Annotated in this window: 12 protein-coding genes; 7 read left to right on the forward strand and 5 right to left on the reverse strand. The window is 58.8% G+C overall.

Annotation, left to right across the window (positions count from 1 at the left end; translation table 11 throughout):
* Positions 1-17 precede the first annotated feature (17 nt).
* Positions 18-1,466 (reverse strand): Asp-tRNA(Asn)/Glu-tRNA(Gln) amidotransferase subunit GatA, encoded by a 1,449-nt coding sequence (gatA, locus tag EP166_RS00990; RefSeq protein ID WP_127554945.1) that lies wholly within the window; start codon positions 1,464-1,466, stop codon positions 18-20.
* A 12-nt stretch (positions 1,467-1,478) separates the two neighbouring features.
* The gene (gatC, locus tag EP166_RS00995; protein WP_127554946.1) at positions 1,479-1,766 is read right to left on the reverse strand and encodes an Asp-tRNA(Asn)/Glu-tRNA(Gln) amidotransferase subunit GatC; all 288 of its coding nucleotides are present in this window, start codon (positions 1,764-1,766) and stop codon (positions 1,479-1,481) included.
* Positions 1,767-2,193: 427 nt separating this feature from the next.
* Between gatC and EP166_RS01000 the strand changes: the two genes are divergently transcribed.
* The 7 genes from EP166_RS01000 to EP166_RS01030 all read left to right on the forward strand — a co-directional run bounded on the left by EP166_RS01000 (position 2,194) and on the right by EP166_RS01030 (position 11,750).
* Positions 2,194-3,228: a rod shape-determining protein gene (locus tag EP166_RS01000; RefSeq protein ID WP_127554947.1), complete on the forward strand. Its 1,035-nt coding sequence runs from the start codon at positions 2,194-2,196 to the stop codon at positions 3,226-3,228.
* A 90-nt stretch (positions 3,229-3,318) separates the two neighbouring features.
* Positions 3,319-4,137: a rod shape-determining protein MreC gene (gene mreC, locus EP166_RS01005; protein WP_127554948.1), complete on the forward strand. Its 819-nt coding sequence runs from the start codon at positions 3,319-3,321 to the stop codon at positions 4,135-4,137.
* Entirely contained in the window at positions 4,134-4,622 is a 489-nt protein-coding gene (gene mreD, locus EP166_RS01010) for a rod shape-determining protein MreD (protein ID WP_127554949.1), read from the forward strand. The genes mreC and mreD overlap by 4 nt, the downstream gene beginning before the upstream one ends.
* Before the next feature lie 100 nt (positions 4,623-4,722).
* A complete protein-coding gene (locus tag EP166_RS01015; protein WP_127554950.1) occupies positions 4,723-5,325 on the forward strand; it encodes a Maf family protein in 603 nt (200 codons plus the stop codon).
* Between the two features lie 96 nt (positions 5,326-5,421).
* Positions 5,422-6,882: a ribonuclease G gene (gene rng / locus EP166_RS01020; RefSeq protein WP_127554951.1), complete on the forward strand. Its 1,461-nt coding sequence runs from the start codon at positions 5,422-5,424 to the stop codon at positions 6,880-6,882.
* Between the two features lie 79 nt (positions 6,883-6,961).
* Complete coding sequence (locus EP166_RS01025) at positions 6,962-10,906, forward strand: YhdP family phospholipid transporter (RefSeq protein ID WP_127554952.1); 3,945 nt, start codon at positions 6,962-6,964, stop codon at positions 10,904-10,906.
* A 40-nt stretch (positions 10,907-10,946) separates the two neighbouring features.
* Positions 10,947-11,750: a carbon-nitrogen hydrolase family protein gene (locus EP166_RS01030; protein ID WP_127554953.1), complete on the forward strand. Its 804-nt coding sequence runs from the start codon at positions 10,947-10,949 to the stop codon at positions 11,748-11,750.
* 9 nt (positions 11,751-11,759) lie between these two features.
* On the opposite strand, the gene EP166_RS01035 is transcribed toward EP166_RS01030, so the two are convergent.
* From EP166_RS01035 to EP166_RS01045, 3 genes are all read right to left on the reverse strand, one after another.
* Entirely contained in the window at positions 11,760-12,551 is a 792-nt protein-coding gene (locus EP166_RS01035; RefSeq protein ID WP_127554954.1) for an NRDE family protein, read from the reverse strand.
* A complete protein-coding gene (locus tag EP166_RS01040; protein ID WP_127554955.1) occupies positions 12,551-12,934 on the reverse strand; it encodes a VOC family protein in 384 nt (127 codons plus the stop codon). The genes EP166_RS01035 and EP166_RS01040 overlap by 1 nt, the downstream gene beginning before the upstream one ends.
* 79 nt (positions 12,935-13,013) lie before the next feature.
* On the reverse strand, positions 13,014-13,202 hold the full coding sequence (locus EP166_RS01045) for a hypothetical protein (protein WP_127554956.1): 189 nt from the start codon (positions 13,200-13,202) through the stop codon (positions 13,014-13,016).
* Between the last annotated feature and the right edge of the window lie 45 nt (positions 13,203-13,247).

Here is a 13,247-nt window from a genome sequence, read left to right on the forward strand (position 1 = left end):
TGGCTCAAAAACCTGCCTCAGAGCACCGGCGCCTGCAGATGCCAGTCGGTTGCCTGCTGGTACTGGTGGCCAATGTTCAGCAAGTGACTTTCCTCGAAGTAGTTCCCGATCAGCTGCAGGCCCACCGGTAACCCACCGACCTGGCCACAGGGCAGGGCCAGAGCGGGCAGGCCTGCCAGGTTGGTCGACAGCGTATAGATGTCTTCAAGGTACATGGCCACCGGGTCATTGCTTTTCTCACCCAGCGTCCAGGCCGGCGAAGGCGTGGTGGGTGCGAGGATGACGTCAACCTCCTGAAAGCCCGTCTGGAAGTCGTCGCGAATCAGGCGGCGCAGTTGCTGGGCTTTCTTGTAGTAGGCATCGTAGTAGCCGGCAGATAGCGCGTAGGTGCCAACCAGAATGCGCCGCTGAACTTCCGCGCCAAAGCCTTCAGCACGGGTGCGTTTGTAGAGGTCTTCCAGGTCTACCGGGTCTTTGCAGCGATAACCGTAGCGAACACCGTCGTAGCGCGACAGGTTGGTTGAGGCTTCAGCCGGGGCAATGATGTAATAGGCCGGAATCGACAACTCGGTGCGAGGCAGCGAGATTTCCTTGACCGTTGCACCGAGTTTTTCCAGCTCGCTGACCGCGGCCATCACCGCGGCCCGGATGCCGTCGTTCAGGCCATCGCCGAAATACTCTTTCGGTAAGCCGATGCGCAGGCCCGCCAGGGGTTCGTTCAGGCGCGCCTGATAATCGTCTGCGGGCCGGTCCATGCTGGTAGAATCTTTCGGGTCAAAGCCAGCAATGGCATTCAGCATCAGCGCCGCATCTTCAGCCGTTTGCGTCATTGGGCCGCCGCAATCGAGCGATGAGCCGTAGGCGATCATGCCCCAGCGCGAAACCCGGCCATAGGTCGGCTTCAGGCCGGTAATGCCGGTGAAGGCGGCGGGTTGGCGTATGGAGCCACCGGTATCGGTACCGGTGGCCGCCGCCGCCAGACGCGCTGCCACCGCCGTTGCCGAGCCGCCCGAGGAGCCACCGGGCACGGTATCCCGATTCCAGGGGTTGCGGGTGGGGCCGTAGTAGCTGGACTCGGTAGAAGACCCCATCGCGAACTCATCGAGGTTGGTTTTACCGAGCATGACCGCACCAGCACCAGCGAGGCGGGCAGTGACCGTTGACTCATAAGGCGCGATGAAGTTGTCGAGCATGCGAGAACCACAACTGGTGCGCACGCCCTGGGTGCAAAAAATGTCTTTGTGCGCGATCGGTAGCCCGGTCAGCGGCCCAGCATTGCCGGCGGCGCGCTGTTCATCGGCTGTGGCCGCCTGCGCCAGGGCTATATCGTCGGTTACGGTAATATAGGCATTGAGGTCGGCGTTGTGCTGCCGGATGCGATCCAGGTAGGCCTGTGTCAGCTCCACGCTGCTGAAATCGCCCCGGGCCAGACCGGCGGCAAGCTGGGTCAGTGTTTTATCTAACATGTCGGGTCTGGCTCACTCTATGACTTTGGGGACAAGGTACAGGCCATCGGCCGCGCTTGGTGCAATGGCCTGGTAGGCATCGCGCTGATTGTGCTCGGTGACGTCATCGGGGCGCAGCCGCGCGGTGGCATCCAAGGGGTTCGACAGCGGCTCGACACCCTCGGTATCGATCTTTTGCAACTGGTCGGCAAGATCGAGAATGCTCGACAGACTGGTTACAGTGGCGGCCATGGCGTCCTCCGTGACCTGCAAGCGTGCCAGTTGGGCTACATTTTCCACCTGGGAGCGGTCTAGGCTCATGGTTGTGGATCTCCTGGGGCTAAATTAGGGGCCAAACCACGCCGGTCAATGCGGTTGAAGCAGGCTTTACACACGGCTTCTTGCGGCATCGGGCGGGTGGATGACAAATCTGGTGCATTATTACGGGCCGAGCCTGGCGCTTGCCTTCCCAACCAGAATTGATAACAGGCGTGATTCAAACTCGAGAATCTGCACCAGTGTTCAATTCACATCCGGATGTATTAACGCTTTAACTCTACCCAATAAATCATTGATGAGGCATAAGTTATCATATTTACAGCTTGCCCAAAATCCCTGCCATTGATACATTGCCGGGCTGTGTCATGGCTTTAATAGTGTGGATTTATTGGGTTGTCATCAGGAAATCCTGTAGCCGGTTTCCCATACCCTCTTGTACCGCACCCATCAGAATTGGAATCATCAAAAAATGTTTAAAAAGATTCGGGGACTTTTTTCAAGCGACTTGTCGATTGACCTGGGTACGGCAAACACGCTGATTTATGTGCGCGATCGCGATATCGTCTTGAATGAACCGTCGGTTGTGGCTGTACGCCTGACCGGAAACCAGAAAACCGTTGCCGCCGTCGGCGAAGAAGCCAAACGCATGCTCGGCCGCACACCGGGCAGCATTCAGGCGATCCGGCCGCTGAAAGACGGTGTGATCGCCGACTTTCACGTCACTGAAAAAATGCTGCAGCACTTCATTGCCAAGGTACACGAAAACAGCTGGTTTGCACCGAGCCCCCGAGTGTTGATCTGTGTACCGTGCAAATCCACACAAGTGGAACGCAAAGCCATTCGCGAGTCGGCCTTCGGTGCCGGTGCCCGTGAAGTGTTTTTGGTTGAAGAACCCATGGCGGCGGCGATTGGTGCCGGACTGCCGGTCGAGGAAGCCCGTGGTTCCATGGTGGTGGACATCGGTGGTGGTACCACCGAAATTGCTGTTATTTCCCTCAATGGTGTGGTCTATGCCGAATCCGTTCGCGTCGGTGGTGACCGGTTCGATGAAGCCATTGTGGCCTATATCCGTCGCAATTACGGCTCACTGATTGGTGAAGCGACGGCTGAACGCATCAAGATCGAAATTGGCTGTGCCTACCCGGGAACCGAGATTCGCGAGATCGATGTGCGTGGTCGCAACCTGGCCGAAGGCATTCCACGAAGCTTTACCCTGAATTCCAATGAAGTGCTTGAAGCCTTGCAGGAAAGTCTCTCCGCGATCGTTCAGGCGGTGAAAAGCGCGCTGGAACAAACACCACCCGAGCTGGCCTCCGACATCGCCGAGCGCGGTCTTGTGCTCACCGGTGGTGGCGCCCTGTTGCGGGATATCGACAAGCTGTTGAGCGAAGAAACCGGCTTGCCGGTGCTGGTGGCTGACGATCCGCTGACCTGCGTGGCCCGCGGTGGCGGCCGTGCACTGGAAATGATGGATGAACGTGTGTTCGACTTTTTCAGTGAATAATGGTCGCCTGCAGTCAGTGCCGGCCTGAAACCGGCCTGACTGCACTGTTCGTGCGACCCGAATTTCATAGGAGAGTCTGTCATCAAAGCGCTGTTTTCTGCCGGCCCACAGCACGGTTATCGTCTATTGGTAGCTGTGGTGGTCTCTGTCGCGCTGATGGCTCTGGATGCCCGCTACACCCAGGTCGATTATCTGCGACAGACCCTGTCTTATCTGGTATCTCCCGTACAATCTCTGATCAGCCTGCCCACCGATATGGTGGAGTGGTCGAGCCGCACTTTCGCCGAGCGAGATGAGCTGATCGAAGATAACCGTTCACTGAACAATCAGGTGCTCGTGCTCCGGCAGCAGGCGCAGCGGCTGGCCGTGCTTGAAGCTGAAAACGAGCGTTTGCGTCGTTTGCTGGATGCGACTCCGCGCTTCGAGGCCGACTATCTGACCGCCGAAATGCTCAGTGTCGACCCGGACCCGTTCACTCATCAGGTGATCATTAACCGCGGCGCCCAGGATGGTGTTTATGTAGGCCAGGCAGTGCTCGACGCCACCGGGTTGTTTGGCCAGGTGATTCAGGTCAACTCCCTTACTTCCCGGGTTTTGATGGTGGCGGATGCCAACCATGCGGTTCCGGTGCAAATTAACCGCAACGGCATGCGCAGCATTGTGGTGGGAACCGGTGATCTGAACGTGCTGGAAATGGAGTTTGTACCCAGCACGGCCGATGTACAGATTGGAGACCTGCTGATCACCTCCGGTTTGGCCGGGCGATTCCCGGAAGGCTACCCGGTCGCTGAAGTTCAGGCCATCGAATACGATACCGGCGAGCCTTTTGCGACCATTCGCGCCAAACCGCTGGCTGAATTGTCACGCAGTCGAAATTTACTGCTCATCTTCAAGCGGGAGTCGGAATGAAAACCAAACCCGCCAAGGGCTTGTGGGTGATCGCCCTCAGTTTCTTTATCGCTTATTTGCTTGCCGCGGTTCCGCTGCCACAGATGATTGCGCTGGCCAGACCCGACTGGGTTGGTTTGTTTCTTATTTTCTGGGTTCTGGTGTTGCCCGACCGGGTTGGCATTACCGTTGGCTTTTGCGTGGGCTTGTTGCAAGACGTGGTGTTGGGTACCTATCTTGGGGTGTTTGCTCTGTCGTACAGCGGGCTGGTGTATCTGGTGCTGCTGTTGCATCAACGGCTGCGCATGTATCCGATCTTACAGCAGGCACTGGTCGTGTTTCTGATCATTGCGGTCAGTCAGTTGCTGGTGCAGTGGTGTCGTGATTTTCTGGGGTCGGGCATCACCGGCGAGATGCATTTGCTGCCATCGCTGGTCAGTGCCTTGCTGTGGCCCTGGGTTTACGTCATTTTGCGGGCGTTGCAATTGCGCTTCCGGGTTCAGTAGGTGTTGATGCTTGCGCTGTGCGCTGTGCGCTGTGCGCCGTCGCTGCACGCTTTGATCGGCCGGTCGATTTTTGACCTCGTTTTTATTGGAAGGAGTCTTCATGTCCCTGTACCTGGCTTCACAATCCCCCCGCCGACGTGAATTACTGAGCGGGCTGGGGGTTGAGTTTTCCATTTTGCCTATCGACATTGATGAGCGCATGCAGTCGCTGGAAAGTGCAGCCGATTACGTCAGCCGGCTGGCCCGCGAAAAGGCGGCCGCCGGGTTGGCGGTTGTTGCAGAAAGGGGCGAATCCGGTGCCCTGGTGCTGGGCTCCGATACCGCCGTTGTCGTCGACCGGGATATTCTCGGCAAACCGCGCGACCGGGACGATTTTCTCGACATGATGGAACGGTTGTCTGGTCGGGCGCACGATGTGATGACTGCAGTTGCGTTGGCCAGCCACGATCAGGTGGACGTTGAGGTGGTGACCTCCAGGGTGGTTTTTGCCGAGCTGATGCCGGAACAGGCCCGCGCCTACTGGGATACCCAGGAACCCTGTGATAAAGCCGGAGGCTATGCGGTACAGGGGCTGGCCTCGGTGTTTATCAAACGGATTGAAGGCAGCTATTCTGCTATTGTAGGTCTACCACTGCGCGAAACGGCCCAGTTGCTGACCCGGCGTGGTGTGACGGTCTGGGATGGAGCCCTGGTGTCAATCTGATCGGGTGATGGTTACAGTAGAGCGGCCAGACAGTGTGAGCCTGGGGTATTAGCAGTGCGCCAGCGCTTGAATCGACAGGTACGAACAGGCTCAGTTATGAATTCAGAAATATTGGTAAACGTAACGCCGATGGAGACCCGGGTGGCTGTTGTTGAAAACGGCGCCGTCCAGGAGATATTCATCGAGCGGGAGCAAACGCGCGGTATCGTCGGCAACATTTACCGGGGCAAGGTGGTTCGGGTCTTGCCGGGCATGCAGGCGGCCTTTGTTGATATTGGTCTGGAGCGGGCGGCGTTCATTCACGCCTCGGACTTTGACCAGCCCAAACGGGAAGGTGAAGCGCAAAAGTCCATTCAGGCTCTGGTCCGTGAGGGTGAATCGATCACGGTGCAAGTCATTAAAGACCCCATCGGCACCAAAGGTGCTCGGTTGACGACCCATTTATCGATCCCCTCGCGCTACCTGGTGTACATGCCAGACTCCAACCACATTGGGGTTTCCCAGCGCATTGACGGCGAAGAGGAGCGTGAACGCCTGCGCGCTCTGGTGGTGAAGGTGAAAGCGGATGAAGGCATCGAAAAGGGTGGGTACATTCTCCGAACCGCCGCGGAAGGCATTGGCGAGGCTGAAATCCAGTCGGATCTGAACTATTTGAAGCGTGTGTTCCGGGTGCTGGGCGAGCGCATTGTGGAGACCCCGGGGCCGGCCACCATTTACGAAGACCTGCCGCTGTATCTGCGCGTAGCCCGGGATCTGGTGCGTGCCGACGTCGAAAAAATACGCATAGACTCGAAAGAAACCTACACCAAAGTAATCGACTTCGTGCGCAAGTACACGCCCGAAGTGGAGCCCGTGTTTGAGTATTACCCGGGTGAGCGGCCGATTTTCGATCTGTTTGCGGTCGAAGATGAAATTCGTCGGGCGCTGGGGCGCAAGGTCGAACTGAAGTCGGGCGGTTACCTGATCATTGACCAGACCGAAGCGATGACCACGGTTGACGTCAACACGGGTGCCTTTGTCGGGCATCGTAATCTGGAAGAGACGATCTTCAAGACCAATCTGGAAGCCGTGACCACCATCGTGCGCCAACTGCGCCTGCGTAACCTGGGCGGTATCATCATCATCGATTTTATCGACATGGACGACCCCGAGCATCAGCGCCAGGTGTTGCGCATGCTGGAGAAGTACCTGGAAAAAGACCATGCGAAAAGCAAGCTGACTGGCGTGTCCGACCTCGGGCTGGTGGAGATGACGCGCAAACGAACCCGCGAAAGCCTGGAACACATGATGACGGAGACCTGTGCGGTCTGTAACGGTCGCGGTCGTGTTAAAACGCCCCAAACCGTCTGCTATGAAGTGTTTCGGGAAATACTGCGCGAAGAGCGTGCCTACAACAACGACCAGTATCTGGTGCTGGCATCGCAGGAAGTCGTCGACCGTCTGCTGGATGAAGAATCCTCCAATCTGGCCGACCTTGAGGAGTTTATCGGCAAACCGATTCGGTTTCAGGTTGAGCCCATGTACAGCCAGGAACAATTTGATGTCATTTTGCAGTAGGCAGACGTTCGGTTTGACCCCATTCACCGGCTTTGACAGTAATGGCGGTACCACTGCCTTTACGCTGACATATTGACTTATGGCCCGTTATCGCATTCTGAAAGCCCTGGGCACGGTGTTGCTCAAGATTGGCGCGTTCTGGATACTGTTGGTGGCCGCCTATCTCGCGCTTGGCCGGCAGTTCTTCCCGCACGTCGAACGCTATAACGCCGAACTGGCGTTGTTGCTCAGCGACCGTCTCAATGCCTCGGTCTCCATTGGCAGTCTCACCGGAGAGTGGCGTCAGTTTAACCCCATCCTGATTGCCGAAGATGTGCACATCAGCTCGACCCTCAGTGTCGACCGAATGCTGTTGGAACCGGCGCTGATGCAGTCGCTGATAACGCTGTCTCCGGTGTTCAAGCGGTTTGAGCTGACCGGGTTTGAAGCCAATCTGGAGCAAACCGATGCAGGCTGGAGCTTTGCTGGCGTAAACGCGGGGTCCGGTGCAACCAACACACCGGATATGTCGCTGGAGCGGGTTATCGCGCTGATCCGCCAGCAACGTGAAGTACGCTTTACCGATATGGCCTTGCACATTGAGCCGCTGCTGTTGCCGGGGATGACCGTTGCAATGGAGTCAGCGCAACTGACCGGGTCGGGTGACGACAACTGGATGCGTGCTGAAGCCAGTGTCAATTACGATGGCCTGTCGGTGCCCATTGAGTTGCAACTGGAAAGCAGCCGGCGCGACGATCAATACGAGGTGGATCTGTATGCCCGGCACGGGGCTTTCGATATGGCACCCTGGCTGCAAGAATGGCTGCCGGATGTGCGCCAGGCCGCTGTAGCGGGCGAGTACTGGGTGAGCCTGACCCGCGATCAATGGCAATCGATCCAGGCCCGCCTGCAAAGCCCGGCGACCCGTCTCAGCGGCCGCCGCAGTGCCATGGCCCTGCGCAATCTGGATATGGAGCTGTTTGCCGAGCGAAGTACCGGAGGGGTGGATGTCTGGTTGCACCATTTTTCCCATGACCTGGAGCGGTCCGCCGCTGATGAGCCCGAGGTTCAGGGTGAGTTCGTGGCCCGGGCCAGCCTGCGTCAAACTCAGTGGCAGATACAGTGGGATCAATTGCCCCTTGCGCCGATCAGCGCCTTTCTGGCGGTCAATGATGGCAGTGGTTACTGGGAGCAGGCCTTTCCACAAGCCAGTATTGACCAGGGCAAGGTGTCTTACCGCATCGGTCAGCACGATTCATTGCGTATGACGGCGAGTGTCAGGGATGTACGCATGCAACCTTACTCGGGTATCCCGGGTCTGAGCGGTATCAATGGTGAGCTGCGGGCCGAAGGGTCACGGGCGCGGCTGACGTTCAACAACAGCGGCGTCGACTTCCAGTTGCCCGCTATTTATGACCAGCCGTTCCTGTTCGAGCGAATCGAGGGGATATTGGATGCTCGATGGTCGGCCGGTGCGGGTGTGCAACTGGAAGGGCAGCATCGAGCGGCCATTGCCCCCGATGCAACGCAACAAACCCAGGGGGAGTCGGCTCAACCGCTAACCGGTCACTGGCGGGTTGATCTAGTCAATGGCGGCGACCTGGCGTCCGCTCAGCGCGAAATCGGGTTCCGGCTGGCGGTGGCGACCGACGCAACCAATGCCAGCTGGGCCAAGCGGCTGACGCCGGATAACCGTTTACCCGACCCGGTCAAACCCTGGATCGTCGATAACATTCAATCGGGCCGGTTTTCGGATCTGGATTTCTCCTTTGTCGCTGGCTTTCGCAAGGGGCAGATGACCGACAGCGGGCTCGCCCTGGTGACGGATTTCGACGAGGCCGTGGTCCGCTTCAATGACGCCTGGCCAGCTATTTCCGGGGGGGCTGGACAGGTTCGGCTAACCCTCGATGACCTGCGCGTTGAAGCGCAACAGGGCACCCTGGCCGGGATAACGCTCGACAGCGGCCAATTGCACTTGCCATTTGCCGAGCGGCAACTGCTAATCGACCTCGATGTGAGTTCAGACGCGGGCGACGCCCTGGCGCTGTTTCAGCAGGACGGGCCGCTCGAGTTTCTGGCGGCCGATGTTGTCAGTGACTGGACACTCACCGGTGATACCCAAGCTGACCTGGAACTCAGAGTGCCGTTGAGCGACGCGCCGCTGGGTATTGCGCTGACCAGTCAGCTCAGCAATGGCGCGCTTGAACTGACCGACCTGGATCTGACTCTGTCGGCGCTCAATGGTGACATTGGCTACAACAGCCAGCGAGGGCTCTACTCGAACCGCCTGGATGGTGAACTGTTCGGCGCCCGGCATCGGGCACAACTGACGTCCGATCTGACCGGGGCTAATGCCCGGGTCAGTCTCGCGGTTTCCGGTGAAACGCCGCTGGATGCCTGGGGCCGATGGCTTGAAGACCCCTGGCTGGCAGGCCAGCCGTACCGCATTGCCACCGATGCACAGCTGGACTTTCTGCCTGGCCAGACCCGCATTGCCCTGACGTCGGATCTGGTCAACCTGCCACTGGCGTTTCCGGCGGCTCTGGGTAAAACAGCAGAGGCGGCCCGACCGCTCGCGCTGGACCTGGTGTTTACCGATGGCGAAGGGCTGGGTATCTCCGGTCATTACAACGAGGTGGTGCAATGGGCATTCGACGTCTCACCTGATAGCCAGCTTGAGGCGGGAACCGTGGCCCTGAACACGCCGCTGGAGCGGCGGATTCAAAGCGGGATTTATGTCGATGCACTTCTGCCCGAGGCGGACATCGATCAATGGCGCGACGCCTTGCAAGCTGTCAGTGACGTTTATCGGGAGGCCGGGTCTCCCCTGGTGGCGCTCGGTGCAGAGGCGAGTGCGCAACCGATTCGCGAAGTGAATTTGCGCGGTGCACTGTGGCGCGGTCAAGGGTTGAACTGGACTCAACCCCGCATTCAGATACTCAGTAGTGATGAAGGCTGGCTGGCAACGCTGGAAGCCCGGGAGCTCAGTGGCCGGGTGTTGATCCCGTTCAACGGCGATCCGCATTTCGCTGACTTTGATTTTGTGAACATCAACCGGACGCAGCAACCTGCCGACACGACAAGAGCGGAAGCTGACGATGCATCCGCACCAGACCCGATGGCCATGCTGCGGCCGGATGAGCTGCCGGATGCGAATATACAGATCGCCCGGCTGTCGATCGACGGTCGCGATATGGGCAGTTGGCGGGCGGAGATTCGTCGTGACGGCGACAGCGCCGTTTTGCGCAACCTGAGAGTCGAAATGCCCGAGGCTCGTCTGGATGGTGAGCTGACCTGGCGCTATCTCAATAACGAACATCGCACGGCGTTCAAGGGGCAGGTCAGGACCGGGAACATCCTGAGCGTATTGCAAAGCTGGGATTACGCCCCGGTACTCGAAAGCCGCTCCGGCCAGTTTGATCTGGATTTTGAATGGCCAGGCACGCCCGCTTATTTCGACTATGAGCGCTTGCGCGGTCGCATCGAGCTGCGCCTGACCAATGGCTCGATACTGGAGCTGGATGAATACGAAGGCGTGAAACTGGTGGGGTTGCTCAACTTTACCCGGGTGCTGCGCCGTCTCGCCCTCGATTTTTCCGACCTGATTCGCGACGGCATCAGCTACGATGTGATCGAAGGCGAATTGTTGTTTGACCGGGGCTTTGCCCGGGTAGGCGACCGGCTGCTGATTGACGGGCCCTCGACCAAGTTCCGTTTCAGTGGCGATGCCGATCTGGTGCGGGATGTGCTCGATGTTGATATGGTGATGACCGTCCCGCTGTCGAGTACCTTTCCGCTGGTCGCCCTGTTGGCCGGGGTGACGCCTCAGGCGGCGGCGGCCATTTACGTGACCGAACGCGTGTTTAACAACGAACTGGAACGTCTGAGTTCAGCCCGCATGCACGTGACCGGTTCGCTTGAGGAGCCTGAGCTGCGCTTTTATCGTGTGTTTGATAACAACAGCGGCAGCTCATTGAACCCCAGTGTTGGCGACCGGTTGCGTAATGTGGTGCCCACGAACCCGGGCAGTCCGGGTTCACCCTGAAGGCTGCGCGTTGGTGTGAACCCAACCAGGAGAGCGACGCATGAAATGGTATCTGGCCCAGATGATCAGTTCGCGGTACCTGCAGGAAAATCTCGATACGGTTGACCGGCATTTGGCAGCGGCCGCCGAGACAGGTGCCGATGCCGTGCAACTGCCTGAAATGTTTGCGGTGTTCGGCGGCGGTGTCGCGAAGGAACTGGCCGCCAGTGAGGGAGAGTTTACCGGGCCGGTTGGGCAGCACCTGCGCGATGCCGCGCGCCGCTACAAAGTCTGGATTGTGGCCGGAACACTGCCGGTCTACGCCCCGAACGAGGCCAAACCCCGGGCGCGCATGCATGTGCTCGATGATCAGGGCGAGTTGCGGGCCCACTACGATAAAATCCACCTCTTTGATGCCGCCGTGGGTGATGCTCAGGGCCGCTATCGTGAATCCGACCACTACCAGCCCGGCAGTGAGGTCGTTACCCTGGAAACCCCCTGGGGGCACTGGGGCCTGAGTGTGTGTTACGACCTGCGCTTCCCCGAGTTATACCGGCTGCAACGCAACCGGGGGGTGGATACGTTTGTGGTGCCTTCGGCCTTCACCTGGTCTACCGGGCAAGCGCACTGGGAGGTGCTATGCCGCGCCCGGGCTATCGAGAATGCGTGTTATCTGGTCGCCGCCAATCAGGGTGGAAAACACGATGAAAAACGCCACACCTGGGGCCATAGCCTGATGGTCGACCCCTGGGGGGAAGTTGACAGTATCGGTGAAGGCGAGCAGGGGGTTACCCTGACGACCGACCTTGAGCGGGTTGAGTCCGTGCGGCTGAAAATGCCGACGCAGGAGCATCGCCGACTGTAGCGTTGTGTACTAAACCAGCCAGGAAAACAACCGGGGTTCATCGATGGCGCCTTCCGGGCTCAGTTGTGCTTCGCTGACCTGTAGCTGGCCGCTGCGATGCAGGGCAATCCAGGTGCGGCACCGGCTGGCATAACGCTCCGAGGCGATGGTCTGGGCAGACAGGGTGCGTTCCCAGTCTTTGGGAACGCCGGTATCCGGCAATTGTTCATCGGGCTGGGTCTGCGGATCCGCCAGTATCGGCAAATTAGCCAGGTCGGCCGGTTGCCACGGCATGACCTCCAGCCGGGCATGGTGCGCAGCCATCTGTGCGCGGGCCAACTCAACTTTGGGCCAGGGCGTGTTCAGGGCATCGTTGCTGAGCCCGTGAATGCCCGGCGTCAGCCATTGACCCTTGGGGTGGTCGGAACTGAACCAAAACAGGCCGGTTGCATCAAATAACACCAGGTTGAAACCAGCGTACTGATCGATCTCGGGAAGCAGGGACCGGTGAAAGGTGCGGATGTCGTGCGATTGCCGCAAAAACGCCAGCGGCAGTTCGCCCCGGCTGCGCTGGCCCGACCTACCCAGATACCCCGGGCGGATGTTGGTCAGCATGGCGATTCGGCCTTTGGCGTCTACTGCCAGCCAGGTGCCTCCGGCTTTGAGGTCCCGACCGCCCAGGATAGGCGTATCGTGCGATACGGATGGCTGCTCCCACCAGTGCATGGCTTCGGCTGGCCGGTCCAGAAATTCATCTCGGTTGGCGGTCAGTAACAGAGGCCAGTCGTGCTCGGGTCGGTAATTCACTACGCAAAGACACATTAATCGTTCATTCCCATGCTATGCAGGGCCACCCGATTGCCTTCGCTGTCACGAATGACAGCACGAAAACCAAAGGGCGCCAGGGAATGGATGGGTTGTTCGATGATGCCGCCCCGCGGTTCAACCTGCTCCATCGCCAGTTTCAGCCGCCCATGGCAGTTAAGGTAGGGCAGTGGGCCCAGCCCGCCCGGCGCTGACGATTGCAAAATGAGCGCTATGGCAACCTCACCCCGGCCATGCCGGAAAACCGCCATATCGGCCTGTGGTCGCTGATCGTCGAGCGTCCAGTCGAGCACGGGCTGGTAAAAGGCGATGGCCCGGTCGAGGTCCACAACGGGAATGTCCAGCCAGACGAGCGGGTTTGAGCGAATCAGTGGGGGCATAAGGGGGACCAGATCAATTACGGAATATCAGGCGCTAACCAAGGCGACACCGCCCGAACGGTAAGCGAGACAGGCGGGCTTACAACCAGGAAGCCAGGGTCTGTTGAATCTGGTCGATCCAGGTCAGCGGGTGTTGGCCGTTAGCGTCGGCACTGACCGGGTTTCTCATGAAGTAACCGGGTGTTACCTCAGGCTGCCCAAGCGCCATATACAGAGCCGTAATGGCAAGTGTGACCACAGTGAGTGTAAACAGTGTTGAACCTTTCATCCCTGTACCTGACCTGTTTGAGTAAATGCTGAACCTGTCAACAAC

The organism is Saccharospirillum alexandrii, from assembly GCF_004000275.1.
GTDB lineage: Bacteria > Pseudomonadota > Gammaproteobacteria > Pseudomonadales > Natronospirillaceae > Saccharospirillum > Saccharospirillum alexandrii.

Coding starts and splice junctions, on each gene's coding strand:
- gatA (WP_127554945.1), bottom strand. CDS start 1,466: ATGTTAGATAAAACACTGACCCAGCTTGCCGCCGGTCTGGCCCGGGGC.
- gatC (WP_127554946.1), bottom strand. CDS start 1,766: ATGAGCCTAGACCGCTCCCAGGTGGAAAATGTAGCCCAACTGGCACGC.
- EP166_RS01000 (WP_127554947.1), top strand. CDS start 2,194: ATGTTTAAAAAGATTCGGGGACTTTTTTCAAGCGACTTGTCGATTGAC.
- mreD (WP_127554949.1), top strand. CDS start 4,134: ATGAAAACCAAACCCGCCAAGGGCTTGTGGGTGATCGCCCTCAGTTTC.
- EP166_RS01015 (WP_127554950.1), top strand. CDS start 4,723: ATGTCCCTGTACCTGGCTTCACAATCCCCCCGCCGACGTGAATTACTG.
- rng (WP_127554951.1), top strand. CDS start 5,422: ATGAATTCAGAAATATTGGTAAACGTAACGCCGATGGAGACCCGGGTG.
- EP166_RS01025 (WP_127554952.1), top strand. CDS start 6,962: ATGGCCCGTTATCGCATTCTGAAAGCCCTGGGCACGGTGTTGCTCAAG.
- EP166_RS01030 (WP_127554953.1), top strand. CDS start 10,947: ATGAAATGGTATCTGGCCCAGATGATCAGTTCGCGGTACCTGCAGGAA.
- EP166_RS01035 (WP_127554954.1), bottom strand. CDS start 12,551: ATGTGTCTTTGCGTAGTGAATTACCGACCCGAGCACGACTGGCCTCTG.
- EP166_RS01040 (WP_127554955.1), bottom strand. CDS start 12,934: ATGCCCCCACTGATTCGCTCAAACCCGCTCGTCTGGCTGGACATTCCC.
- EP166_RS01045 (WP_127554956.1), bottom strand. CDS start 13,202: ATGAAAGGTTCAACACTGTTTACACTCACTGTGGTCACACTTGCCATT.